Annotated in this window: 22 protein-coding genes and 1 pseudogene; 9 read left to right on the top strand and 14 right to left on the bottom strand. The window is 58.9% G+C overall.

Annotated elements, in window-relative coordinates; genetic code table 11:
* Positions 1-6: 6 nt before the first annotated feature.
* Genes lldD through lldP form a run of 3 tightly spaced genes read right to left on the bottom strand, consistent with a single transcriptional unit; the run spans position 7 to position 3,649 of the window.
* Positions 7-1,212, bottom strand: coding sequence for an FMN-dependent L-lactate dehydrogenase LldD (lldD, locus tag IEX01_RS19000; RefSeq protein WP_024556749.1), 1,206 nt, complete (start codon positions 1,210-1,212; stop codon positions 7-9).
* On the bottom strand, positions 1,209-1,997 hold the full coding sequence (gene lldR / locus IEX01_RS18995) for a transcriptional regulator LldR (RefSeq protein WP_024556748.1): 789 nt from the start codon (positions 1,995-1,997) through the stop codon (positions 1,209-1,211). The genes lldD and lldR overlap by 4 nt, the downstream gene beginning before the upstream one ends.
* Positions 1,994-3,649, bottom strand: a complete 1,656-nt coding sequence (lldP, locus tag IEX01_RS18990; protein ID WP_024556747.1) for an L-lactate permease — start codon at positions 3,647-3,649, stop codon at positions 1,994-1,996. Before lldP ends, lldR begins: the two co-directional genes overlap by 4 nt.
* A 389-nt stretch (positions 3,650-4,038) precedes the next feature.
* Here lldP and IEX01_RS18985 point away from each other — a divergent pair, with 389 nt between their 5' ends.
* Together IEX01_RS18985 and IEX01_RS18980 are read left to right on the top strand one after the other, a co-directional pair.
* Positions 4,039-4,359 (top strand): type II toxin-antitoxin system RelE/ParE family toxin, encoded by a 321-nt coding sequence (locus IEX01_RS18985; RefSeq protein WP_024560428.1) that lies wholly within the window; start codon positions 4,039-4,041, stop codon positions 4,357-4,359.
* On the top strand, positions 4,349-4,633 hold the full coding sequence (locus IEX01_RS18980; RefSeq protein ID WP_024556745.1) for a helix-turn-helix domain-containing protein: 285 nt from the start codon (positions 4,349-4,351) through the stop codon (positions 4,631-4,633). Before IEX01_RS18985 ends, IEX01_RS18980 begins: the two co-directional genes overlap by 11 nt.
* 34 nt (positions 4,634-4,667) lie before the next feature.
* On the opposite strand, the gene IEX01_RS18975 is transcribed toward IEX01_RS18980, so the two are convergent.
* The 3 genes from IEX01_RS18975 to IEX01_RS18965 form a co-directional block, all read right to left on the bottom strand.
* A complete protein-coding gene (locus tag IEX01_RS18975; protein ID WP_024556744.1) occupies positions 4,668-5,030 on the bottom strand; it encodes a YibL family ribosome-associated protein in 363 nt (120 codons plus the stop codon).
* Positions 5,031-5,143: 113 nt separating this feature from the next.
* Positions 5,144-6,655, bottom strand: coding sequence for a glycerol kinase GlpK (glpK, locus tag IEX01_RS18970; protein ID WP_024556743.1), 1,512 nt, complete (start codon positions 6,653-6,655; stop codon positions 5,144-5,146).
* Positions 6,656-6,675: 20 nt separating this feature from the next.
* On the bottom strand, positions 6,676-7,521 hold the full coding sequence (locus IEX01_RS18965; protein WP_024556742.1) for an MIP/aquaporin family protein: 846 nt from the start codon (positions 7,519-7,521) through the stop codon (positions 6,676-6,678).
* Between the two features lie 426 nt (positions 7,522-7,947).
* Here IEX01_RS18965 and zapB point away from each other — a divergent pair, with 426 nt between their 5' ends.
* Positions 7,948-8,193, top strand: a complete 246-nt coding sequence (zapB, locus tag IEX01_RS18960) for a septal ring assembly protein ZapB (RefSeq protein ID WP_110877497.1) — start codon at positions 7,948-7,950, stop codon at positions 8,191-8,193.
* Positions 8,194-8,242: 49 nt separating this feature from the next.
* On the opposite strand, the gene rraA is transcribed toward zapB, so the two are convergent.
* The 7 genes from rraA to priA all read right to left on the bottom strand — a co-directional run bounded on the left by rraA (position 8,243) and on the right by priA (position 16,314).
* Positions 8,243-8,728, bottom strand: a complete 486-nt coding sequence (gene rraA / locus IEX01_RS18955; RefSeq protein WP_024556741.1) for a ribonuclease E activity regulator RraA — start codon at positions 8,726-8,728, stop codon at positions 8,243-8,245.
* A 92-nt stretch (positions 8,729-8,820) separates the two neighbouring features.
* Entirely contained in the window at positions 8,821-9,750 is a 930-nt protein-coding gene (menA, locus tag IEX01_RS18950) for a 1,4-dihydroxy-2-naphthoate polyprenyltransferase (protein ID WP_188724359.1), read from the bottom strand.
* A 68-nt stretch (positions 9,751-9,818) separates the two neighbouring features.
* On the bottom strand, positions 9,819-11,150 hold the full coding sequence (gene hslU, locus IEX01_RS18945; protein ID WP_024556739.1) for an ATP-dependent protease ATPase subunit HslU: 1,332 nt from the start codon (positions 11,148-11,150) through the stop codon (positions 9,819-9,821).
* 9 nt (positions 11,151-11,159) lie between these two features.
* Positions 11,160-11,690, bottom strand: a complete 531-nt coding sequence (gene hslV / locus IEX01_RS18940; RefSeq protein ID WP_024553821.1) for an ATP-dependent protease subunit HslV — start codon at positions 11,688-11,690, stop codon at positions 11,160-11,162.
* A 90-nt stretch (positions 11,691-11,780) separates the two neighbouring features.
* A complete protein-coding gene (ftsN, locus tag IEX01_RS18935; RefSeq protein ID WP_188724358.1) occupies positions 11,781-12,833 on the bottom strand; it encodes a cell division protein FtsN in 1,053 nt (350 codons plus the stop codon).
* An 87-nt stretch (positions 12,834-12,920) separates the two neighbouring features.
* Positions 12,921-13,955: a DNA-binding transcriptional regulator CytR gene (cytR, locus tag IEX01_RS18930; RefSeq protein WP_048887627.1), complete on the bottom strand. Its 1,035-nt coding sequence runs from the start codon at positions 13,953-13,955 to the stop codon at positions 12,921-12,923.
* Between the two features lie 163 nt (positions 13,956-14,118).
* Positions 14,119-16,314: a primosomal protein N' gene (gene priA / locus IEX01_RS18925; protein ID WP_048887628.1), complete on the bottom strand. Its 2,196-nt coding sequence runs from the start codon at positions 16,312-16,314 to the stop codon at positions 14,119-14,121.
* 248 nt (positions 16,315-16,562) lie between these two features.
* Here priA and rpmE point away from each other — a divergent pair, with 248 nt between their 5' ends.
* Positions 16,563-16,775: a 50S ribosomal protein L31 gene (gene rpmE, locus IEX01_RS18920; RefSeq protein ID WP_024553817.1), complete on the top strand. Its 213-nt coding sequence runs from the start codon at positions 16,563-16,565 to the stop codon at positions 16,773-16,775.
* 48 nt (positions 16,776-16,823) lie between these two features.
* Here the strand turns inward: rpmE and metJ are convergent, their stop codons facing one another.
* On the bottom strand, positions 16,824-17,141 hold the full coding sequence (metJ, locus tag IEX01_RS18915; protein ID WP_024556735.1) for a met regulon transcriptional regulator MetJ: 318 nt from the start codon (positions 17,139-17,141) through the stop codon (positions 16,824-16,826).
* A gap of 276 nt (positions 17,142-17,417) precedes the next feature.
* On the opposite strand from metJ, the gene metB reads away from it, so the two are divergent.
* From metB to IEX01_RS21925, 5 genes and pseudogenes are all read left to right on the top strand, one after another.
* Positions 17,418-18,578 (top strand): cystathionine gamma-synthase, encoded by a 1,161-nt coding sequence (metB, locus tag IEX01_RS18910; protein WP_024560423.1) that lies wholly within the window; start codon positions 17,418-17,420, stop codon positions 18,576-18,578.
* Between the two features lie 2 nt (positions 18,579-18,580).
* A complete protein-coding gene (locus IEX01_RS18905) occupies positions 18,581-21,013 on the top strand; it encodes a bifunctional aspartate kinase/homoserine dehydrogenase II (RefSeq protein ID WP_024556733.1) in 2,433 nt (810 codons plus the stop codon).
* A gap of 369 nt (positions 21,014-21,382) precedes the next feature.
* Complete coding sequence (gene metF / locus IEX01_RS18900) at positions 21,383-22,279, top strand: methylenetetrahydrofolate reductase (protein WP_024556731.1); 897 nt, start codon at positions 21,383-21,385, stop codon at positions 22,277-22,279.
* A gap of 374 nt (positions 22,280-22,653) precedes the next feature.
* Positions 22,654-24,318 (top strand): ShlB/FhaC/HecB family hemolysin secretion/activation protein, encoded by a 1,665-nt coding sequence (locus IEX01_RS18895; RefSeq protein WP_188724357.1) that lies wholly within the window; start codon positions 22,654-22,656, stop codon positions 24,316-24,318.
* A gap of 12 nt (positions 24,319-24,330) precedes the next feature.
* Positions 24,331-25,510, top strand: a pseudogene (locus IEX01_RS21925) (filamentous hemagglutinin N-terminal domain-containing protein); the annotation flags it as partial.
* Positions 25,511-25,822 lie beyond the last annotated feature (312 nt).

The following is a 25,822-nucleotide window of genomic DNA, read 5'->3' as shown; positions in this document are numbered from 1 at the left end:
AGGCGCTTACGCCGCGTTATGCCGTTTCGTCTGCGCGCTGGCCGCAGGCAACTCCGCCAGCACGGAGGTGAACTCCGGCGCCGGCACCAGCGACTCGCGCGTGATCTCTTTAACAGATTTCGCGCCGGTCAGCGTCATCGCCACCCGCATCTCTTTTTCAATCAGATTCAGCAAATTAGCGACCCCTTTCTCACCGTGCGTGGCGAGGGCGTAAAGGTAGGCGCGGCCCAGCAGCACGCTGTCGGCGCCGAGTGCAATCATGCGCACCACGTCCAGCCCGTTGCGAATGCCGCTGTCGGCGAGAATAGCAATGTCACCTTTCACCGCGTCGGCGATGGCGGGCAGGGCGCGGGCGGAAGAGAGCACGCCGTCGAGCTGGCGGCCGCCGTGGTTGGAGACCACAATGCCGTCGGCGCCGAAGCGTACCGCGTCGCGGGCATCTTCCGGGTCGAGGATGCCTTTAATCACCATCGGGCCGTCCCAGAATTCGCGGATCCACTCCAGGTCTTTCCAGGAGATAGACGGGTCGAAGTTGTTCGAAAGCCAGCCGATGTAATCCTCAAGCCCGGTCGGTTTGCCAAGATAGGTGGAGATATTGCCGAGATCGTGCGGGCGGCCGTGCAGCCCCACATCCCAGGCCCATTGCGGGTGCGTCACCGCCTGCCAGTAACGGCGCAGGGCGGCGTTGGCGCCGCTCATGCCGGAGTGGGCGTCGCGATAGCGTGCGCCAGGGGTCGGCATATCCACGGTAAAGACCAGCGTTGAGCAGCCCGCCGCTTTGGCGCGCTCCAGGGCGTTGCGCATAAAACCCCGGTCGCGCAGCACATAGAGCTGGAACCACATCGGGCGATTAATGGCGGGCGCGACCTCTTCAATCGGGCAGACGGAAACGGTGGAAAGGGTAAAGGGAATGCCCTTCGCCGCCGCCGCGCGCGCCGCCTGCACTTCGCCGCGACGGGCGTACATGCCGCACAGCCCGACGGGGGCGAGTGCCACCGGCATAGAGAGCGTCTCGTTAAAGAGCGTTGTCTCAAGGCTTAAATCAGACATGTTCTTCAGCACGCGCTGGCGCAGCGCCACCTGCGAAAGGTCTTCCACATTACGACGCAGGGTATATTCAGCGTAAGCGCCGCCGTCGATATAGTGGAACAGAAAAGGCGGCAGCTTGCGCTGCGCCGCGGCCCGGTAGTCACTTGCCGCTGAAATAATCATGATTTTTTCTCCCTGGGAAGTGTGAGCAGGTCGTCGGGCAGGCGGGTCACGCGCGCCTGGCGGGCGACATCTTCATCAAGTTGTTTAATGGTGGAATGAACAAAACCGAGGTGTTGCATCACCGCTTTGCGCGCCCGCTCGGCGTCGCCTGCCAGAATCGCGTCCAGCATTTCGCGGTGCTGTTCAGTGAGCTGCGAGAAAATCGGCGGTTGCAGGTACATCCGCTGACGGCTCTCCATGACGGAGGATTGCAGCAGGTCGAAGAAACCGCGCATGGTCTGTAGCAGCACGATATTGTGCGACGCTTCGGCAATCGCCAGATGAAAACGCACATCCGCCTGGGCGGCGAGGTCCGGGTCATCCTGCTCGGTAAACTTCAGCGTCGCGTCAAAGCAAATTTGCAGCTTCTCTTTATCCGCGGGGGTGGCGCGAAGGGCCGCGTGCCAGGCGGTGCTGGCCTCAATGGCGTGACGCGCCTCTAATATGTCGTAGCGGTAGCCAGGGTCGTCCGCCAGCAGGCTGCGGATAGGCTGCACGATGCGCTGTTCCGACCAGGGTTCCAGCTGGTAGCGCAAAAAGGTGCCGCCGCCGCGACGGCTGATGAGCAGTCCTTCACGGATAAGGATTTGTATCGCCTCGCGCAGGGAATTGCGCGATACGCCAAGCTCGGCGGCGAACTTGCGCTCGGCGGGCAAACGCATGCCCGCCTCCAGTCCCCGGTCGCGGATAAAAATACGGATGCGCTCCACCAGGTGGTCGGCGAGGCGCTTTGTCATGGTCGTCATGGGATCATCCAGGTGAAGACATAGGCCTGAAGCGTGGTGATAAGGCCCACCATGCAGGTGAAGATCAGGCTGTGCTTCACGGTAAAACGGAACAGGTCAGATTCTTTGCCCACCAGCCCCACCGCCGCGCAGGCGATGGCGATGGACTGCGGCGAAATCATCTTGCCAGTCACGCCGCCGGTGGTGTTGGCCGCCACCATCAGAATATCCGACACGCCGATTTGCTGGGCGGCGGTGGCCTGAAGGGCGGCGAACAGCGCGTTCGACGAGGTGTCCGAGCCGGTCAGGAAAACGCCGAGCCAGCCGAGGAACGGCGAGAAGAACGGGAACGCGCTGCCGGTGTGGGAGAGCGCCAGCGCAAGCGTTGACGACAGCCCGGAGTAGTTAGAGATAAAGGCGAAGGCGAGCACCATGCCGATGGAGTAGATGGGCAGCGCCAGCTCTCTTAGCGTCTGGGCGAAGGTCTCCACCGCCGCTTTCGGCTTCATCCGCAACCAGATGATAGAGATTATCGCGGCAACGAGAATGGCGGTGCCGGTGGCGGAGAACCAGTCGAACTTGTAGACCGCCGGGTACGGCGTGGCTTGCGCCACCACCGGCGGCATGCGTGCCACCAGCTTGTCGAGATGCGGCACGGCGACGTTAAAGACCCAGTCCGCCAGCGGGCCGTTCTTCGCGAACAGCGCCTTAAATGGCGGCACGCTCCAGAGCGTGACCGTGGCGGTGAGGAACAGGAACGGCGTCCAGGCGCGCACCACCTGACCTGGCGTGTAATTTTTACGCGCCAGCGTCTGGTCGACCATTGACGCGCCCACATCGCCAAAGCGGAAGATGCGCACCGGCTGCCAGCGTTTCAAAAACAGCGTCAGACAGACCAGCGACACCAGCGAGGAGATGATGTCCGGCAGCTCCGGGCCAATAAAGTTCGAGCTTAAATACTGGGCGATGGCGAACGAACCGCCCGCCACCAGCACCGCCGGCCACGTCTCTTTCACGCCGCGCCAGCCGTCCATGATCGCCATGATCCAGAAGAGCACGATAATGGTCAGGAACGGCAGCTGACGGCCCACCATCTGGCCGATGGCGAAGCTGTCGATGCCCGTCACCTGGCCTGCCACCAGAATCGGAATGCCCATTGCGCCAAAGGCGACGGGCGCGGTGTTAACGATAAGGCACAGGCCTGCCGCGTAGAGCGGGTTAAAGCCAAGCCCGACCAGCAAGGCGGCGGTAATCGCCACCGGCGCACCAAATCCCGCCGCCCCTTCCAGAAACGCCCCGAAGGAGAAGCCGACAATCAGCATTTGTAAGCGCTGGTCCGGCGTGATTGAGAGTATTGATGACCGGATGATGTCGAACTGCCCGGTCTTCACGGAAATTTTATAGACGAAGACCGCCGCGATGATTATCCAGGCTATCGGCCACAGACCATAGAAGAAGCCATAAATCACCGAGGCGAAAGCCCGGTCGACCGGCATGCGGTAGAAGAACAGCGCCACCAGCAGCGCGATGGCGACGGTAATGGTCGCCGCCAGGTAGCCTTTCAGCTTGAGCTTAATCAGCGCGAAAAAGAAAAAGAGGATGGGCAGCGCGGCAATCAGGCTGGAGAGCCAGAGGTTGCCTGCCGGGTCGTAATTCTGTTGCCAGAGTTCCATTGCCTGTCTCCTGGGGACCGCTCAGCGCCGCGGTGAGTCTGCGCTCATCTGTCATGGCGTTTTGTAAAAGTGGTCCAACCAAAGTGGGTTTGTAGGGTAAGTGACAATGAATGGTTAATCAGATGTTAGTTTTAAGCAACGCGATGGTTACTGATTTTTGGGGTTCTGTGAGAGTCAGAGAAATTTTGGTTGAGATTGGTTGGACCAATTACGCGCTTGCCGCTCCGGCTTAGCCTGTATAACGCGATTCTCTGGAAGCTTGCTCGTAAAAGCGGAGCGTTAATTCCTCAAGGTTATCCGTCCCTTTTATTCTGTGTTCTGCTGAAGCAATGATCAGAAATGATGAATGTTCTGCCATTGCGGGTTAATGGACCTAATCTGGGAAAGGAATGTTTGAACTCATTTTTCACCCTGCTGCGGAATATGAAATTTATGAGCTTGACCCTGTTATGCAGGCAAAAGCGCTTAAAGGACTCGAAAAGCTGGAAGCGCAGGGACCCTGTTTACGTTATCCTCATACTGTTGCGGTAACTGAAAAGTTATTTGAGTTACGCGTAGGCGCGAAAGATATTTCCAGAACGCTTTTCGCTTTTGCCACTGGTCGCAAGATTTATATTTTGCGCACCTGGGTGAAGAAAACGCCGAAAACGCCGAAGCCGGAGATTGTTCTCGCACTGGCAAGACTAAAGGAGCTTACTGATGAAAGTTAAAGGGGTGACATTTTCTGAAGTAAAAGCGAAGGCGCTCGCGGACCCGGCTGTACGCGCGGCCTGGGAAGAAGAGCACCGCGAGGAAGAAATGCAGGCAATGCTTAACGCAATGCGATTAAAAGCGGGTTTAACGCAGAGTGAGGTGGCGAAACGCATGGGCATCTCGTCACCTGCAGTATCTCAGCTCGAACATAATGTTATGAATGCCTCGCTTGAGATGCTTGAACGATATGCCGCAGCGTGTGGCGCTCAGATTAAACTTTCATTTCGATAACGCGTTGGCCCCGGTGGCAGGGGCCAGGCAGCGATTAAAACTCGCTTTTCGCAAAGCCTGTCATCTCTTTTAAACCCATCTCGCGGCCCAGCGCGGTCATTGGATGCACCACCACCAGCCCACGCACGCTTTTCTTCAGCTTGCCCATATCGGCCTGCTCTTTTTTGGTAATGGCGCGCTTAAACGGCATCGCCATCAGCTTCTGCGCCTCTTTGCTGAGCTTCTGATTGCGTACGTCGTGCAGACGAGCGATTTCCGCCTCAAGCGTCTCTTTCTCTTTTTCCAGCTCCATGTATTTGTCTGCTGCTTCCGTCAGCGGCGTGGCGGCCTGCTGGTGGCGGATGGCGTCGAGCCGGTCGCTCAGACGCTTAATTTCTGCTTTTTCGATCTCTTTCATTCACTGCTGACCATCAAAAAGGGGAGTTCTGATGCAAAGGATACACTATCTGGCGGCAGGATCGGTAAAACGGGGGAAACTCTCCCGCCCGCAGGCGGGAGAAAGGGGAGGGATTACTCTTCGCGCTCTTCCCACGCCATGGCGCGTTTGACCGCTTTTTTCCAGCCGTCGTAGCGGTAGTTGCGCTCTACGGTTTCGATGCCCGGACGGAATTCGCGCTCGATGACCGCTTTTTCCTGAAGCTCATCCAGGTTCTGCCAGTAACCCACTGCGAGGCCCGCCAGGTAGGCAGCGCCAAGCGCGGTGACTTCGCGCACTTCCGGACGTTCCACGCGCGTGCCGAGAATATCGGCCTGGAACTGCATCAGGAAGTTATTGGCTACCGCGCCGCCATCCACACGCAGCGCATGCAGGCGCATGCCGGAATCCGCCTGCATCGCTTCCAGCACGTCGCGGGTCTGGAAAGCGATAGACTCAAGCGTAGCGCGGATGATGTGGTTGGAGTTCACGCCGCGTGTCAGGCCGAAAATGGCGCCGCGGGCATACGGGTCCCAGTACGGCGCGCCCAGGCCGGTAAAGGCCGGAACGACGTAAACGCCGTTGGTATCCTTCACTTTGGTGGCGAAATATTCGGAATCGAAAGCGTCGCTGATAAGCTTCATCTCGTCGCGCAGCCATTGAATGGACGCGCCCGCCATAAACACGGCGCCTTCCAGCGCGTAATTCACTTCGCCGCGCGGGCCGCAGGCGATGGTGGTAAGCAGACCATGGGTCGACTTCACCGCTTTATCGCCAGTGTTCATCAGCATGAAGCAGCCGGTGCCGTAGGTGTTTTTCGCCATCCCTTCCTTCACGCAGAGCTGGCCGAACAGCGCCGCCTGCTGGTCGCCCGCGATGCCGGCGATAGGAATACGGGTGCCGCCTTTACCGCCGATGTTGGTCTGGCCGTAGACCTCAGACGATTTACGCACCTGGGGCAGCATCGCACGCGGGATATCCAGCGCGTCCAGCATTTTGTCATCCCAGTCGAGATCGTGAATGTTGAACAGCATGGTGCGGGAAGCGTTGGTGTAGTCGGTTACGTGCACGCGTCCCTGGGTCATTTTCCAGATAAGCCAGGTGTCAACCGTGCCGAACAGCAGTTCGCCGCGATGGGCGCGTTCGCGCGCGCCTTCCACATGGTCCAGAATCCATTTCACTTTGGTGCCGGAGAAATAAGGGTCGATAACCAGGCCGGTAGCCTCACGCACGTACTCTTCCATGCCGTCGCGCTTAAGCTGCTCGCAAATCTCCGACGTTCGGCGGCACTGCCAGACGATAGCGTTATGAATCGGCTTGCCGGTTTCACGTTCCCACACCACCGCCGTTTCGCGCTGGTTGGTAATGCCGATGGCGGCAATCTGATCGGAGCTGATGTCCGCTTTCGCCAGCGCTTCCACCAGCGTGGAGCTTTGCGAAGCCCAGATTTCCATGGGGTCATGCTCTACCCAGCCCGCTTTCGGATAGATTTGCGTAAACTCGCGCTGCGAGACGCTGACGATATTCGCGTTATGATCCAGTACCACGGCGCGTGAGCTGGTCGTACCCTGGTCGAGCGCGACGATATACTTTTTTTCTGTAGTCATAGTGGTGTCCCGTCAATCTGTTACAGCGAAGCTTTTTGTTGTGCGGCGGTGGACTGCTCTTCAGCGTCATCCACGCAAGCATCACACGGTAAATGGCGGCCAATCAATTTGCGATAGCCGAATGCGCCAAGCGCCGCCCCGACCACCGGACCCAGCGCGGGCACCAGGAAGTAGGGGATCTCACGCCCGCCAGTAAAGGCGACATTACCCCAGCCCGCAAGCCAGGCGAAGGCTTTCGGTCCTAAGTCGCGCGCCGGGTTCATGGCGAAGCCGGTGAGCGGCCCCATGGAGGCGCCGATGACCGCAATCAGCAGACCAATCAACAAGGGCGCCAGCGGACCACGCGGAATGCCGTTGCCGTCGTCGGTTAACGCCAGGATCACGCCCATCAGGATAGCTGTGATAATCATTTCTACTGCGAAGGCCTGCATAAAATTAATATGCGGATTCGGGTAAGTAGAAAAAATACCGGCCAGGTCGAGGCTTTCCACACTGCCGCGGACCATATGGTGTGTCTGTTCGTAGTCGTAAAAAAGATTGTAATAAAGCCCGTAAACTAACGCCGCTGCGCAAAAAGCGCCGGCAAACTGAGAAAAGATAAAAGGTACAACTTTGCGCCCGTCAAAGCAGGCGAACAGCCACAACGCTATGGTTACCGCCGGATTCAGATGCGCACCAGACACGCCTGCGGTCAGATAGATGGCCATCGCCACCCCCAAACCCCAGATGATACTGATTTCCCACTGGCCGAAACTGGCGCCTGCCACTTTCAGCGCAGCCACACATCCTACACCGAAGAAAATCAACAACCCGGTACCGAGGAACTCTGCGATGCACTGTCCTTTTAAGGTTGATGTTTGACTCATAATCGGGGTCCTGAAGGCAAAGTGAATGTTATTGTTAGCCGGGCGGTAAAACTGTCCGGTATGTCGTGTAGACACAGTGTTAATTTATCGTTAACGAGCAAAAACGAGAAATAACGAAATCGAAATGTGTGTGATGCGTCAAGAAAATGAGCGTTTTCGCGCTATTTCAGAAAAGGATAAATTGCGCTGGCACCATAAATGCGCGAAATGGGTGAGGGAAATGTTAATAACTACCTGCAATGCTTGCAAAGGGCATTCAGCATAGGCTGAAAAGTGTGGCAATCCGCAAACAGCGCGGGATGCCGCTGGACACTGGCTGTCACGCTTCATACAATCGGGACTAGCGTTTTCGCACGTAACATAAGGCGTCGCCGGCAACCGGGACGAGGATAGCCATCCATCAACGCCTTGCAATTCAGGAGAGGTATGACGATGTCATTTGAAGTGTTTGAGAAACTGGAAGCAAAAGTACAGCAGGCGGTTGATACCATCACGCTTTTGCAGATGGAAATCGAAGAGCTGAAAGAAAAGAACAACAGCCTGGCGCAGGAAGTACAAAACGCGCAGGGCAGCCGCGAAGAGCTGGAGCGTGAGAACCATCAGCTGCGCGAACAGCAACACGTATGGCAGGAGCGTCTGCAGGCGCTGCTGGGCAAAATGGAAGAAGTGTGATTTTACGCTTTGACCAAACAAAAACGGGCGCCTGAAGCGCCCGTTTTTGTTATTCGATATCCAGCGGATCTTCGGAGAGGATAATGCCCGTATTGTCGGCATAGAGATGGTCGCCGGAGAAGAAGGTGACGCCGCCGAAATTAACGCGCACGTCGCTTTCGCCGATGCCTTCCCCAGCCGCGCCCACCGGAATGGCGGCGATGGCCTGAATGCCGAGGTCGAGCTCTTCAAGGTCGTCCACCTGACGCACCGCGCCATAGACCACCAGGCCTTCCCACTCGTTCTGCACTGCGAGGCGCGCAAGGTCGGCATCGACCAGCGCACGGCGTACCGAGCCGCCGCCGTCGACCAGCAGCACGCGGCCGCGGCCGTTCTCCTCGAGCAGCTCATACAGCAACCCGTTGTCCTCGAAACATTTTACCGTGATGATTTGTCCGCCAAACGAAGAGCGGCCGCCAAAGTTAGTAAAAAGCGGCTCAACGACGTTGACCTCTTCCTGGTAGATATCACAAAGCTCAGAAGTATCGTATTTCATTGGCTTAACGCTTAGTTGCTGCAAGAGTTTTCAGTATATCGCTTAACGCGCATTGTTGGCAAAATCATCAATTGTTAATTGATATTTGTCAGCTAAAAAGGCACGCGGCTGAGCACAACGCCCAGCGCAAACAACAGGTTAACCAGCAGCGCGCCTTTTACCGTGCGCTCAAGCATCGGGCGCATCGCGACGGGTTCTTGCTCGCTTAAGACATAGCGCGCCTGTTTAACCAGCAAAGGGGCGGCGAGAACAAACAGCCAGCCCCAGGCGCTTTGCAGCCACAGCAGGTTAAAAACCGCAAGGCAGAGCAGCGAGCCCATCAGCAGCGCAACGTGGTAGCGGCGCGCCATCACCGGCCCCAGACGCACCGCCAGCGTGTTTTTACCGTTCATGCGGTCGCTGTCGATATCGCGCAGGTTATTAATGTTCAACACGGCGGCAGCCAGCAGGCCGCTGGCGGTGGCAGGCAGGACAATCGCCCCGATCAGCGTGTGCGCCTGTAAATACCAGCTGCCGATAACGCTCAGCCAGCCAAAGAAAATAAGCACCGAGAGATCGCCAAGCCCCATATAGCCGTAAGGGCGGTTGCCGACGGTATAGGTAATGGCGGCGACGATAGAGAGCGCGCCAAGCGCCAGAAAGCCGACAAAGTCCGTCATGGTATGACAGGCGACGCGCACCAGCGCAAGGCCGGAAAGGCAAATCAGGATAACGGTGACAACCAGCGCCCGCTTCATCTGCGTCGCGGTGATCACCCCTTTTTGCATGCCGCGCAACGGGCCGATGCGGTCCGCCTTGTCGCTGCCTTTTACCGCGTCGCCATAATCATTGGCGAGGTTCGAGAGAATTTGTAGAAGCCCGGCGGTGAGCAGCGCCAGCAGAGCGACGAGGGGATCGAACATGCCTTGCCAGTAGGCAAGCGCCGTGCCGACCACAATCGAGGCGAAAGCGAGAGGCAGCGTACGCGGGCGCAGGCTTTCCAGCCAGGCCTGGGTACGGCTTAAAGAAACGGTTTCAGTCATGAGTGCGCCAACAATAAAAAATGGGGGCATTGCCCCCATCAACTGTGATGAAAATGCGTTGCGCGCGATTATAGGATAAAACGGCTCAGATCTTCATCTGCCACCAGCTCATCCAGATGTTTGCTTACGTATTGCGCATCAATGGTAATGCTCTGGCCGCCGAGGTCGCTGGCGTCGTAAGAGATATCTTCCATCAGGCGCTCCAGCACGGTGTGCAGACGACGCGCGCCGATGTTTTCGGTGGTTTCGTTCACCTGCCACGCGGCCTGGGCGATACGGCGGATGCCATCGTCAGTAAAGTCGATGTTCACCCCTTCGGTCGCCATCAGCGCTTTGTACTGCATGGTGACCGATGCGTTCGGCTCAGTCAGGATGCGCTCAAAGTCTTCGGTGGTCAGCGCCTGCAGCTCTACGCGGATAGGCAAGCGGCCCTGCAGTTCCGGAATAAGGTCAGACGGGCTTGCCACCTGGAACGCGCCGGAGGCGATAAACAGGATGTGGTCGGTTTTCACCATGCCGTGCTTGGTGGAGACGGTGCAGCCTTCCACCAGCGGCAGCAGGTCGCGTTGCACGCCTTCGCGGGAGACATCCGGGCCGGAAACGTTGCCGCGCTTACAGATTTTGTCGATCTCGTCGATAAAGACGATGCCGTGCTGCTCAACCGCTTCGATAGCCTGCTCTTTCAGCTCTTCCGGGTTAACCAGCTTCGCCGCTTCTTCTTCCACCAGCAGCTTCATGGCGTCTTTGATTTTCAGCTTGCGCGGTTTCTGCTTCTGGCCGCCCAGGTTCTGGAACATCGACTGCAGCTGGCTGGTCATCTCTTCCATACCAGGAGGCGCCATAATCTCCACGCCCATCGGCGCGGCGGCGAGATTGATTTCAATCTCTTTGTCGTCGAGCTCGCCTTCACGCAGTTTTTTGCGGAACGCCTGACGGGCGGCGGAAGGCTCCTGCGCCTGCTCCGGCTGGCCCCAGTTGTTCTTTGCTGGCGGGATCAGAACGTCAAGAATACGCTCTTCGGCCAGCTCTTCAGCGCGATAGCGGTTTTTCTCGATGGACTGCATGCGCACCATTTTAATAGCGGAATCGGTTAGATCGCGGATGATAGAATCCACTTCTTTACCTACGTAGCCCACTTCGGTGAACTTGGTCGCTTCCACTTTAATAAACGGCGCGTTGGCGAGCTTCGCCAGACGACGGGCGATTTCGGTTTTACCGACGCCGGTCGGGCCAATCATCAGAATATTTTTCGGCGTCACTTCATGGCGCAGCTCTTCGTTAAGCTGCATACGGCGCCAGCGGTTACGCAGCGCGATAGCGACAGAACGCTTCGCCGCGTCCTGACCGATAATGTGTTTGTCGAGTTCGCTGACAATTTCGCGAGGAGTCATTTCAGACATGGGAGATCCTTACGCTTTAGAAGGTAATTCTTCGATGGTGAGGAAGTGGTTGGTGTAGATGCAGATATCACCCGCAATCCCCAGCGACTTCTCTACGATTTCACGAGCGCCAAGCTCGGTGTTTTCCAGCAGCGCGCGCGCCGCGGCCTGCGCGTAAGGCCCGCCGGAACCGATGGCGATCAGGTCGTTTTCCGGCTGCACCACGTCGCCGTTGCCGGTGATGATAAGCGAGGCGTTTTCATCCGCCACCGCCAGCAGCGCTTCGAGGCGGCGCAGCATACGGTCGGTGCGCCAGTCTTTCGCCAGCTCAACGGCGGCTTTGACCAGATGGCCCTGGTGCATTTCCAGCTTGCGTTCAAACAGTTCAAACAGCGTGAAGGCGTCTGCGGTGCCGCCTGCAAAACCGGCGATAACTTTGTCGTTATACAGGCGACGCACTTTTTTCACGTTGCCTTTCATCACGGTATTGCCCAGGGTGGCCTGTCCGTCACCACCAATCACGACCTGGCCGTTGCGGCGCACACTTACTATTGTTGTCACGAGCAATCCCCTTATTGCATAGGCTAAAGAAGGGCCCCGCACGGTGTACGGGGCAGAATGCAATTATAGATGGGGGGCGTTTCGGGGCTTTCAACCCCCGGCGGCGAGACGAATGCAGTTTGAATGGCCCGCAAGCTTCAGGCGGGTGAGGGTGCCGTCGGCGTTCTCTTTGCCTTTCATCGGGCCGATAACCACGCGGTTCCAGCCGTTGTTGGCGGTAATGCGTGAATCAAAGCCCTCGAAGGCCAGCTGCGCGCGTACGGTTTCCGCCTGTTCCGCGCCTTTAAACGAGCCGCACTGCACCATCCAGCGGCGCTCGTCTTTTTTCGCGGCAGGTTGTTTTGCCGTTTCCGCCTCGCGGGTGACCGGTGCGCTCTGCTCGGTTTTCGGCTGCGTACGCGTCGCGGTGTTATGCGGCGGCGTTTGCAGCAGATCCTGATAAGGCTGCTGTTGCGCGTTGCTGCGAACCGGCTGCGCGGTTTTCACTTGCGGCTGCTGATACGCCTCGGTGCGCACAGGCTGTTGCTGATAGCTCTGCGTCTGACGCGTTTGCTGCTGATATGCCTGCGGCTGACGAGTCTGCTGCGGCTGGTATGGCTGCTGCTGCTCGGCGACACGCTGCGGGTTACGCTGCTGCTGCGCCGCCGCGTTCAGCTGTTGCTGCTGAATAAGCCGCTGGCGCTGCAGCGTTTGCTGGCGCTGCTCCGGCGTCTGCTCATTCCACGGCACTTCGCTTAGTTGCGTCGGCTGCTGGCGCATATCCGCCTGCATCTGATCAAGCAGCTGGCGCTGTTCGTTGGTCAGTTGCTCCTGGTTCATGATTTCCCCGCCTGCCGTAGGCTCGGTGGGTTTCACAACGCCAGGCTGGCGGCTTTCCAGCTCTTTAATATAACGCCAGCGCTCTTCCGGCTTCGGCGGCAGCCCGTTGCCCGCCACTTTATGGCCCGGCAGCGTCTCCGCCTCTTCTTTCTTGTGATGGGTAATAAAGTACAGGGCGCCGATAAAAGCGACCACCACAGCGGCCGCGATGGCGACCATAGCCGGGGAAACAGCAGGCAGGTTACGTTGCTTTTTGCGGGTAGGACTCTTTTTGCGCCGCGCGGGAGCCGGCTGTCCGCGGCGTACATAATCTCTTTGTGCCACTATCGTTTCGCTGTATTCGTTCGTTATCAGCCCGCCATGTTACTTAAGGGGCGGCCCTTTGACCAGTCGGGGGCGTCTTAAAGCCGCTTATTTTCGCGGCTTCGGCGCGCTGCTTGAGCCGCGGACCACCAGCTCGCAATCGAGCAGGCGCGAACCGCTGTTGACCGTCTGCCCGTGAAGTTGATCGAGCAGCAGCAGCATCGCTTCGCGGCCGATATCAAAACGCGGCTGCGCGACGGTGGTCAGCGGCGGGTCGCAGAAGGCGGAAAGCGAAATATTATCGAAACCTATCAGCGAGATATCGTCCGGCACCTTATAGCCGCGGCGTTTAGCGAGCGAGAGCGCCCCAAGGGCCATTACGTCGCTGTGACAAAAAACGGCGGTGGGAGGCTTAGGCAGGTCGAGCAGTTGTGAAAGCGCGTTGGCGCCCGCCTCGTAGGTAAAATCGCCCCGGGCGATATAGTGCGGGTCGACGGTAATGCCGCAGCGGCGCAGCGCCTGTATGTAACCCTGCAGGCGATAATGGCACAGCGGCATCTCTTCCGGCCCGGCGATGCAGGCGATGCGCTCGTGGCCCAACTCATGCAGGTAATTGACCGCGTTAAAAGCGGCGGTGAGGTTATCAATATGCACCGTCGGCAGTTCCAGCTCCGGCGCGAATTCATTCGCCATCACCATCGGCGGCAGGTTGCGCTGCTCCTCTTTGCTGGCGTCGAAAGGCAGCCGGGAGCCGAGCAGCAGCATGCCGTCGATTTGCTTGGTAATAATCAGGTCGATGAATGTTTTTTCCTGCTGGTTCTGGTGGGCGCAGTCGCCAATCAATACCAGATAGCCTTGCTCCGCCGCCGTGACTTCAATGCCGCGAATAATTTCGCTGAAAAAAGGGTCGCAAATATCCGGTACGATAACGAGGATAGTGCGGGATTCGTTGCGCTTGAGGCTGCGGCTGAGCGAGTTGGGCAGGTAGCCCACGTCGATAGCCGCCTGTTCAACGCGGTGGCGGGTGGTCTGCGATACCTTTTCCGGGTTCATTAAGGCGCGCGATACCGTGGCCGTCGAAACGCGAGCTTTGGCGGCGACATCTTTCATGGTTGCGGCGGCAACCTGCTTCTTGGGCTTCAACTTCTTCTCCTCACCTGCGCCACGGCGGACGCAGATACATCCTGTATCTGACCTACATCACATTCATATCAGCTATTTAAAGCACCGACTTACAAAAATTACATCAGTAATGTGATGGAGATTTTATTTTTTTCGATATGTTTCGCAGAAATCGGCAGGTTGGTTAACTTTCGATCGGGTCGACATCCAGCACCCACTTCACTTTACGCGCGGCGGGCAGGGTGTTGACGAGCGCCAGGCTGTTGCCAAGCAGGCGCTGTAAATGTTGCCGGGAGGGATGCTGTAAAAGCAGTTGCCAGCGGTAGCGGCCGCCGCGTTTGGGTTGCAGCGCGGGCACCGGGCCGAGGATCCATAAATGGTCGTCCGCCAGCGGGCTGGAGCGCAGCAGGTTATGCATCTGATGCAGGAACTGCGGCGCTTCCTGGTTGTTATGATCTTCAGCGCGAATCAGCACATGGCTGCTGAACGGCGGCAGTGAAACGCCGACGCGCTCCGCCAGCGCCTGATCGGCGAAGGCGTCATACCCCTGGCTTAAGAGCGTCTGTAATAAAGGATGCTCCGGGTGGTGGGTCTGTAGGATCACTTCGCCCTGTTTGCCGGCGCGGCCAGCGCGGCCCGCCACCTGGGTATAAAGCTGCGCGAAACGTTCGGCGGAGCGGAAATCGGCGGAAAACAGCGCGCCGTCGACATCCAGCAGCGCCACCAGCGTGACGTCAGGAAAGTGATGCCCCTTCGCCAGCATCTGGGTGCCGATAAGAATACGCGCGCCGCCGCGATGCACTTCCGCCAGGTATTGCTCCAGCGCCCCCTTGCGGCTGGTGGTGTCGCGGTCGATGCGGGAAATTGGCACGTCGGGGAAAAGCGGCGCGAGCGTCTGCTCCAGCTGCTCTGTGCCCAGCCCCACCGGCACGGTATGCGTGGAGCCGCACTGCGGGCACTGGCGCGGCACCGGGCGCTGGCTGTCGCAGTGATGGCAGCGCAACTGATGCGTCGCCTGATGCAGCGTGTAGTAATGGTCGCAGCGCGGGCATTCGGCAATCCAGCCGCAGTCATGGCACAGCAGCGCAGGGGCGAAGCCGCGGCGGTTAAGAAACAGGATGACCTGGTTATTGGCCTGCAAATGCTGGCGCATGCTGGCGATAAGCGCGGGCGCAAGCCCCGCCTGCAGCGGCTGGCCTTTTAAGTCCAGAACGTGCTGCAGAGCCGGGCGCGCGTTGCCGGCGCGACGGGTTAGCTTCAGCATGCGGTATTTACGCTGGCGCACGTTGTGCAGCGTTTCCAGCGCAGGCGTGGCGGAGCCAAGGATAATAGGGATCTGCTCGGTATGGGCGCGATAAACCGCGAGATCCCGGGCGTGGTAGCGGAACCCTTCCTGCTGCTTGTAGGAGCTGTCGTGTTCTTCGTCGATAACGATGACGCCCAGATTTTTAAACGGCGTGAAGAGCGCGGAGCGGGTGCCGATAACGATGGCCGCTTCGCCGCTTTTCGCCTTAAGCCAGGCGCTCAGCCGCTCGCTGTCGTTAAGCCCGGAGTGTAAAACTTCCACCGGCGCGTTAAAGCGTTCGCGAAAGCGGGCGATGGTCTGCGGCGTCAGGCCGATTTCCGGCACCAGCACCAGCGCCTGGCGGCCCTGGGCAAGCACATTCTCCAGCACGCTGAGGTAAACCTCCGTTTTGCCGGAGCCGGTTACGCCCGCCAGCAGCCAGGCGGAAAAGCTGTCCGCCGCGCTGTGAATGGCGCCTACCGCAGTCGCCTGTTCGGTATTAAGCCGCAGACGATCGCCGGAAACGTGGAACGCGGCGCGCCAGTCGGTAACGGCAGGCGATTCGCTGCGCAAATCGCTTAGCGCCTTTTCCCGCAGCGCCTGGAAAGCGGCGTCGGTAAAGCCGAGCTCATTGACTTCATGGCGCCAGATATTGCGCTGGCGCAGCGCGGCCAGCGCCTGCTGCTGCTTCGGCGCGCGCTTAAGGCTTTGCAGGTCGACGCTGCGTCCTTCGTCGGTGGCGAACCAGTACCATAAAGGCGCCGGGCTTGCGGGTTTACCCTGGCGCAACAGCACCGGCAAGGCGTGAAACAGCACGTCGCCAAGCGGATGATGATAATAATCTGCCGCCCACAGCAGTATCCGCCACAGCGCGGGCGGAAAGAGCGTCTCTGCGTCGAGCGTTTCCACCACGCTTTTTAGCTCATCACGCGGCAGTTCGCTCTGCTCGCTCACGGAGACCACAATGCCGACGCGCTGCTGCTTGCCGAAAGGCACGCGCACGCGGCAGCCTGCGGCCGCCGTCATTTCGTCAGGCAGCAGGTAGTCAAAAGTGCGGGCTAAAGGAACGGGCAAGGCAACATGAGCAACAGGCATGAAAATCATCCGGCTGATAAATACGACGCCATAGTGTACACTGTGTGTCCGTAAAATGGCGCACTCTCTGCTGGGCTGTCCGGCGTTGCCGGCGCGGAAGATTGCAGACAGATTTGCATTGGGTGGTTATTTTCTGTATGATTCGCCGCCTTTGATGTGCAGTTCCGCCATCAAACCTTACTATCAACATCGCGTGGTGTCTGGCGTCAGGGCCGGAAGAGCGACGCGGCCTTAACCGAGGTTTTCCCATGAAAAAAGGTATTCACCCGAATTATGTAGAAATTACTGCAACTTGCTCTTGCGGTAATGTTATCAAAACCCGCTCTACTGTGGGTCACGACCTGAACCTGGACGTGTGCGGCAAATGCCACCCGTTCTTCACTGGTAAGCAGCGTGTTGTTGATACCGGTGGTCGTGTTGAGCGTTTCAACAAACGCTTCAGCATCCCGGGCAGCAAATAAGCTACCCAAAGAAAAGGCGCCGAAAGGCGCCTTTTTTGTTTCTGCGAATCAGTATTCCCAGGTATCCGGGTCGATGCCCAGCTCACGCATAATAACCTTCGCCTCTTCCGGGATCTCGTCGCTGCGGTCTTTACGCAGGTCTTCATCGTTCGGCAGGGGCTGGCCGGTAAACGCGTGCAGGAACGCTTCGCACAGCAGCTCACTGTTAGTGGCGTGACGCAGGTTGTTCACCTGACGACGCGTGCGTTCATCGGTGAGGATTTTTAACACTTTCAGAGGAATGGAAACCGTAATTTTTTTAACTTGTTCACTCTTCTTGCCGTGCTCAGCGTAGGGGCTGATATATTCGCCGCTCCATTCAGCCATGAGATACCTTTAATCCTCTCAGTCATTGGTCCAGGGTCAAAACCTGACGAATCTCACGGTCTTAACCATAACGTCTTTTAGTGTACAGCGTAGAATATACCGTGATGACGGCGCTCGCGCTGCTGCACTGCTCTAAAACCCCAATTTTAACGGTTATTACGCTTTTGCTCAATCTATACGCAAAGAAGTTTAGATGTCCAGATGTATTGACGTCTATTGCCTCAGTGTTTACTCTGTGGCCTGACTTTTATCCGATAAGCCAGGAAACGACTCACCATGACGCGTAAACAGGCCACCATCGCAGTTCGCAGCGGATTAAACGACGACGAGCAGTACGGCTGCGTTGTCCCGCCTATTCATCTCTCCAGCACCTACAATTTCACCGGCTTCAACGAGCCCCGCGCTCACGATTACTCCCGTCGCGGCAACCCGACGCGTGACGTCGTGCAGCGTGCGCTGGCGGAGCTGGAAGGGGGCGCGGGCGCGGTGTTGACCAATACCGGCATGTCGGCCATACATCTGGTCACTACCGTCTTCCTTAAGCCTGGCGATCTGCTGGTGGCGCCGCACGACTGCTACGGCGGCAGCTACCGTCTGTTCGACAGCCTGGCGAAACGCGGCTGCTATCGCGTTAAATTCGTCGATCAGGGCGATGAGGCGGCGTTAAACGCGGCGCTGGCGGAAAAACCGAAGCTGGTGCTGGTGGAAAGCCCGAGCAACCCGCTCCTGCGCGTGGTGGATATTGCGAAAATCTGCGAACTTTCTCGCGAAGCCGGAGCCATAAGCGTGGTGGATAACACCTTCCTGAGCCCGGCGCTGCAAAACCCGCTGGCGCTGGGGGCGGATCTGGTGCTCCATTCCTGCACCAAATACCTCAACGGCCACTCCGATGTTGTGGCGGGGGTGGTCATTGCAAAGGATCCGGACACCGTCACCGAACTGGCATGGTGGGCCAATAATATCGGCGTCACCGGCAGCGCATTCGACAGCTACCTGCTGCTGCGCGGCTTGCGCACGTTAAGCCCGCGCATGGAGGTGGCGCAGCGTAACGCCCAGGCGATTGTCGACTTCCTGAAGACCCAGCCGCTGGTGAAAAAGTTGTATCATCCCTCCCTGCCGGATAACGCGGGGCATGAGATTGCCGCGCGCCAGCAAAAAGGGTTCGGCGCGATGCTGAGTTTTGAGCTGGACGGCGACGAACAGACGCTGCGCCGTTTCCTGGGAGGGTTATCGCTGTTTACGCTGGCGGAGTCGCTTGGCGGCGTCGAGAGCCTGATTTCCCACGCGGCGACCATGACGCATGCAGGCATGGCGCCGGAAGCGCGCGCCGCAGCCGGCATTTCCGAGACGCTGTTGCGCATCTCGACAGGTATTGAAGATAGCGAAGATTTGATTGCCGACCTGGAAAATGGCTTCCGGGCGGCGAGTAAGGGGTAAGCATGAGTGTTACAGCGCCTGCAGGGACGAAGGGTCGTCAACTGCATAAATTTGGTGGCAGCAGTCTCGCCGATGTGAAGTGTTACCTGCGGGTGGCGGGCATCATGGCCGACTACTCCCTGCCTGGCGACATGATGGTGGTGTCGGCGGCGGGCAGCACCACCAACCAGTTGATAAGCTGGCTGAAGCTTAGCCAGAGCGACCGTCTCTCCGCCCATCAGGTGCAGCAGGCGCTGCGCCGCTATCAGAGCGAACTGATTAGCGGTCTGCTGCCGCCGGATGTCGCTGATGGACTGATTAGCGAATTCATCCACGACCTTGAACGCCTGGCGGGGCTGCTCGACGGCACCATTACCGATGCGGTTTACGCTGAGGTGGTAGGGCACGGCGAGGTCTGGTCCGCACGGCTGATGGCGGCGGTGCTAAACCAGCAAGGGCTGGAAGCTGCCTGGCTGGATGCGCGCGATTTCCTGCGCGCTGAACGCGCGGCGCAGCCGCAGGTTAATGAAGGGCTCTCTTACCCTCTGTTGCAACAACTGCTGGTTCAGCATCCTGGCAAACGCGTGGTCGTGACCGGCTTTATCTGCCGTAACGACGCGGGCGAAACCGTGCTGCTGGGCCGCAACGGCTCCGACTACTCCGCCACCCAAATCGGCGCGCTGGCCGGGGTTTCTCGCGTCACCATCTGGAGCGACGTGGCGGGCGTTTACAGCGCCGACCCGCGCAAAGTGAAAGACGCCTGCCTGCTGCCGCTGCTGCGCCTGGACGAAGCGAGCGAGCTGGCGCGCCTGGCCGCGCCCGTGCTGCATGCCCGGACTTTACAGCCGGTATCCGGCAGCGATATCGACCTTCAGCTGCGCTGCAGCTACAACCCGGAGCAGGGTTCCACGCGCATTGAGCGCGTACTGGCTTCCGGCACTGGCGCGCGCATCGTCACCAGCCACGACGATGTCTGCCTGATTGAATTCGAAGTGGCCTCGCACCAGGATTTCAAACTGGCGCATAAAGAGGTGGATGCGCTGCTCAAGCGCGCGCAGGTGCGCCCGCTTTCCGTGGGCGTCCACCCGGACCGCAGCCTGCTGCAGCTCTGCTACACCTCAGAGGTGGTGGGCAGCGCGTTGCAGATCCTGGAAGAAGCGGGGCTGCCAGGCGAGCTGCGTCTTCGCGAAGGGCTGGCGCTGGTGGCGCTGGTTGGCGCGGGCGTATGCCGCAATCCGCTGCACAGCCACCGCTTCTGGCAGCAGCTGAAAGACCAGCCGGTGGAGTTTATCTGGCAGTCGGACGACGGCATCAGCCTCGTGGCGGTGCTGCGCGTCGGGCCGACCGAACACCTGATCCAGGGGCTGCACCAGTCGCTGTTCCGCGCCGAGAAACGCATCGGCCTGATGCTGTTCGGCAAGGGCAACATTGGTTCGCGCTGGCTGGAGCTGTTCGCCCGTGAGCAGGAGACCTTCTCCGCCCGCACCGGGTTTGAGTTTGTGCTGGCGGGCGTGGTGGATAGCCGCCGCAGCCTGCTTAATTACAATGGGCTGGACGCCAGCCGCGCGCTCGCCTTCTTTAATGATGAAGCGGTGGAGCATGACGAAGAGTCGCTGTTCCTGTGGATGCGCGCCCACCCTTACGACGACCTGGTGGTGCTCGACGTGACCGCAAGCCAGGAGCTGGCGGACCAGTATCTTGATTTCGCCAGCCACGGCTTCCATGTCATCAGCGCCAACAAGCTGGCCGGGGCAAGCACCAGCAATAAATTCCGCCAGATCCGCGACGCGTTCGCCAAGACGGGCCGTCACTGGCTCTACAACGCCACCGTCGGCGCCGGGCTGCCGGTTAACCACACGGTGCGCGACCTGCGCGACAGCGGCGATAACATTCTGGCTATCAGCGGCATTTTCTCCGGCACGCTTTCCTGGCTGTTCCTGCAGTTCGACGGCACGGTGCCGTTTACCGATCTCGTCGACCAGGCCTGGCAGCAGGGGCTGACGGAGCCGGACCCGCGCGTGGACCTTTCCGGTAAAGACGTGATGCGCAAGCTGGTGATCCTGGCGCGTGAAGCGGGCTATGACATCGAGCCGGAACAGGTGCGCGTGGAATCGCTGGTGCCGGCGGGCTGCGAAGCGGGCTCGGTGGACCATTTCTTCGAAAACGGCGATGAACTGAACGAGCAGATGGTGCAGCGGCTGGAAGCGGCGCGCGAAATGGGCCTGGTGCTGCGCTATGTAGCGCGTTTCGACGCCAGCGGCAAAGCGCGCGTGGGGGTGGAGGCGGTGCGAGCCGAGCACCCGCTGGCCTCGCTGCTGCCGTGCGATAACGTGTTTGCGATTGAGAGCCGCTGGTATCGCGATAACCCGCTGGTGATCCGCGGGCCGGGCGCCGGGCGCGACGTTACCGCCGGCGCGATCCAGTCAGACCTCAACCGGCTGGCGCAGCTGCTCTAATAAAGGCAGGTAATGAAAAAGGAGCCAATGGCTCCTTTTTTTATGCAGCAAGTTACTGGCAGGCGACGCTTATCGCCATGACCTTTCCCCTCACCCTGTCGGGGTGAGGGGCGAAGCGCAAACGCCGCAGGCGTTAACCCCCGGGCGAGTCAGCGTGGCGCCACCGCCATACGTTACCTGCCTTAAGCTCACCTCCGCTCCCCTTGCCTTAACATGAACTTTTTTCATGTTGGCTGAATATTCGTCACGCAAGATAACTATTTTTCTGTTGACGGCCCCTCGCTTTTCCGTCATTTTTACATCTGGACGTCTAAACGTATAGAAGTTCACGACACAACAACGATTATGTAGCGATTGATGAGGTAAGGTATGAGCTTTTTTCACGCCAACCAGCGGGAAGCCCTGAATCAGAGCCTGGCCGAAGTGCAGGGCCAGATTAACGTCTCTTTTGAATTTTTCCCGCCGCGCACCAGTGAAATGGAGCAAACCCTGTGGACCTCCATCGACCGTTTAAGCAGCCTGAAGCCGAAATTCGTTTCGGTGACCTACGGCGCAAACTCCGGCGAGCGCGACCGCACGCACAGCATTATCAAGGGCATTAAAGAGCGCACCGGGCTTGAGGCTGCGCCGCATCTCACCTGCATCGACGCCACCCGCGACGAGCTGCGCGCCATCGCGCGTGATTACTGGGACAACGGCATCCGTCATATTGTGGCGCTTCGCGGCGATCTGCCGCCGGGCAGCGGCAAGCCGGACATGTACGCAAGCGATCTGGTGGCGCTGCTCAAAGAGGTGGCGGATTTTGATATCTCCGTCGCCGCTTACCCGGAAGTCCACCCGGAAGCAAAAAGCGCGCAGGCGGACCTGCTTAACCTCAAGCGCAAAATCGACGCGGGCGCCAACCGCGCCATCACCCAGTTCTTCTTTGATGTGGAAAGCTACCTGCGCTTTCGCGACCGCTGCGCGGCGACGGGCATTGATGTGGAGATAATCCCGGGCATTCTGCCTGTCTCCAACTTCAAACAGGCGAAAAAGTTTGCCGATATGACCAATGTGCGCATCCCTTCCTGGATGTCGCAAATGTTCGCAGGCCTTGATGACGACGCTGAAACCCGCAAGCTGGTGGGCGCCAATATCGCCATGGACATGGTGAAAATCTTAAGTCGCGAAGGGGTGAAGGACTTCCACTTCTATACGCTCAACCGCGCGGAGATGAGCTACGCCATCTGCCATACGCTTGGGGTAAGACCGGCGGTGGCGGCATAAGCCAGGCAATGAAATAAAGGAGGCGATTGCCTCCTTTATTATTTTGCGCAGAAATGACCTGGTCATCCTGGAATGTGATCTTGCACAGTAGAGATGAAATAAAATTACCGCTTAATTTATGATTTTTCTTTCTTTTTAAATTAATCTTCCTGTTATTTACAGGCATTCATTACACCAATTTAATTTAAGTCGGTAAATGCATTGCCTTTAAATTAAATCAATACCGCCCACCTGTCAGAAAGATATATCTTTCCTGTCTATATTGCTGTCACAGAAAAAATTGATATTCTATCGGAAAACTCTCTTCCTTAAATTTGACGCCATTTAATTTCTGCGCGTTATTATTTAATTTGATCATGGACAGGATCCAGGGAATGTTTTCTCGTTTTTTAATTTTATTATTTGCTGCAGGCCAGATCTGTACTGCGGTAGCTGCGCCTTTATCGCCAGCGGACCGCGATACAATTCGCCAGCAGCAAGAACAATTATTATTACAAAACCAGCAGCAGCGCGAAGAGTTAGAGCGCAGCACGCCGCTGCCGCGCGCGGCCACGCCTGCGCCCGCGCAGCCTGCCGCCGGGCCCTGCTTTCAGATCAACAAAATAATCCTTTCCGGCGCGACGCTGCCTTCCCGTAAGGCGCAGCAGAAACTGACGGCGCCGTGGCGCGGCCAGTGTCTGGATATGAAAAAAATAACCGAGCTGACGGCGGCGGTTTCCGACTGGTATATCAGCCGCGGGTATATTACCAGCCGCGCGTTTTTAACCGAGCAGGATCTCTCTGGCGGTGAATTAACGCTCGCCGTGCTGGAAGGGAAATTAAGTGAAATTCGCCTGGAAGGGAAAAAGCCGCTGATGCTGAAAATGGCCTTTCCGGGGCTTGAAGGGCGGGTGCTTAATTTACGCGATATAGAACAGGGCATGGAGCAAATAAACCGTTTGCGCGCCACGCCAGTGCAGATAGAAATTCTGCCTGCTGAACAGCAGGGCTATTCGGTGGTGAATTTAACCGCCACGCCGGAATTTCCATTAAGCGTTAGCGTCAGCCTGGATAACAGCGGGCAGAAAAGCACGGGCGAGGAGCAGCTCACCGGTTCGCTGACTGCGAATAACCTGCTGCGGATCGCGGATAAATGGTTTGTGAGCGGCGGGCGCAGCAGCGATTTCGCTACCGCTTACGACGCGCAGAATTTCCAGGCGGGCGTCAGCGTGCCGTTTGGCTACGGCTTGCTGGATTACAGCTATTCGTGGAGCAACTACCGCACCACCCTCGACAACATGGGCTACAAATGGATTTCCACGGGCGACACCAAAACCCATCGCCTGAACGCCTCGTGGGTGGTGTTTCGCAACGGCGACATCAAAACCGGCGTCGCGGCGAGCGTAACGCAGCGCAGCAGCCGCAACTGGCTTAACGATGCGCCGCTCGCCAGCAGCACGCGCAACCTCTCAAGCCTCACCCTTGGCATCAACCATACGCAGAAAATGGGGGGCGGCGTCGCCACCTTCAACCCCAGCTACAGCCACGGCGCCCCCTGGTTTAACGCCGAAACCGACGAAAACAAGCATGGCGACGAGCCGCGCGCGCAGTTTCGCAAATGGAGTCTCAGTGCCAGCTTCCAGCGCCCGGTGACGAACAACCTGTGGTGGCTCGCCAGCGCCTACGGCCAGTGGTCGCCCGACCGCCTGTATGGCTCAGAGCGCCTGACGCTCGGCGGCGAAAGTTCGGTGCGCGGCTTCAAAGAGCAGTACCTCTCCGGCGACAACGGCGGCTATCTGCGCAACGAACTCAACTATCTCCTCTTCACCCTGCCGGTTATCGGCCAGGTCAGCGCCACCGCTGCGCTGGATGGCGGCTGGCTGGAGAAAGACCGCGAAGACCGCTACGCCTCCGGCACCCTGTGGGGCGCAGCGGCGGGGCTTGGCAGCGCCAACCGTTGGTACAGCAGCCAGATTTCCGTCGGCACGCCGCTGCGCTACCCCGACTGGCTTGGCCCGGATCACCTCAGCGTCAACTGGCGCATCATGTTCACGCTTTAAGAGATAACGATTATGGATAACCGTCACCCTCCCGTGAGTCTTGCTAAACGTCTGCTGAGCTGGACTATCAGCGTGCTGCTGGTCTGGCAGCCGGTCGCGCCCGCTTTTGCGGCGGCGATGACGCCAACAGGGCAGACCACCATGGACCAGGCGGGTAACGGGGTGCCGGTTGTCAACATCGCAACGCCGAACGCGGCGGGGCTCTCGCATAACCAGTTCCAGGATTACAACGTCGGCAAAGAGGGGCTCATCCTCAACAATACCACCGACAGGCTGACCCAGACGCAGCTGGGCGGGCTTATCCAGAACAACCCGCACCTGCAAGCGGACCAGGAAGCGAAAGGCATTATCAACGAAGTGACGGGCGCCAGCCGCTCGCAGCTGCAGGGCTACACCGAGGTGGCGGGGAAAGCGGCTAACGTGATGGTGGCGAACCCCTACGGCATCACCTGTAACGGCTGCGGATTTATTAACACGCCGAACGTCACCTTAACCACCGGCAAGCCGCAGTTCGACGCGAATGGCAACCTGATGGCGCTGGATGTCACTAAAGGCGCGATTACCGTCGAAGGGCAGGGGCTGGACGCCAGCCAGAGCGACGCGCTTGCTATCATCTCCCGCGCCAGCGAAGTGAACGCCGCTATCCACGCGAAAGATCTCAGCGTGACCGCAGGCGCGAACCGCGTCGGGGCGGACGGTAGCGTGCGGGCGCAGGCGGGCGAAGGCCCGGCGCCGACGGTGGCGGTGGATACCGGCGCGCTCGGCGGCATGTACGCCAACCGTATTCGCCTTGTTTCCAGCGAAAAAGGGGTAGGGGTCAACCTTGGCAACCTCAACGCGCGGCAGGGGGATATTCAGCTCGACGCCAGCGGCCGGATGACGGTGAAAAACAGCCTCGCCAGCGGCGCGCTTAGCGCGAAAGGCGAAGGGGTGACACTGGCGGGAAGCCACCAGACGGGCGGCGCGCTGAACGTCGCCAGCAGTGAGGGGATGACGCTGGATAACGCCACGCTCGCCAGCGGCGGCGACGCGCGCCTTACCAGCGACGGGCATTTGCAGATTAACGGCGGCGGCGTGACCAGCAGCGGCGCGCTTGATGTCGCAAGCGGGCAGGATGCGGCGCTCGCCAGCGCCACTCTGGTAGGCCAGGGCAACACCACCCTCAGCAGCAACGGCAGGCTGAACATCAACGGCGGCGGCATTTCCGGCAACGGCGCGCTGACTATCGCCAGCCAGCAGGACGCCACTATCGCGAACGCTACGCTGGTAGGGCAGGCTGACACTCGCCTGCATAGCGGCGGCGCGCTGAGCGTGCAGGGCGGCAGCCTGGCCAGCCGGGGCGAACTGAAGGTTTCCGGCAACCAGTCCATGCGGCTGGAAAACACCTCCGCAGGCAGTGAAGCGAAGGCGACATTCGCCAGCGGCGGCCACATCGCCGCCGTGGGCAGCACGCTCACCGCTGGCAGCGACCTGCTGCTGAGCGGCGGCTCGCTCGCGGTTTCCG

The sequence above is a fragment of the Franconibacter daqui genome (genome assembly GCF_014644275.1).
GTDB lineage: Bacteria > Pseudomonadota > Gammaproteobacteria > Enterobacterales > Enterobacteriaceae > Franconibacter > Franconibacter pulveris.
Note: the sequence above shows the minus strand (reverse complement) of the source record. Positions and strands in the feature narration are given on the sequence as shown.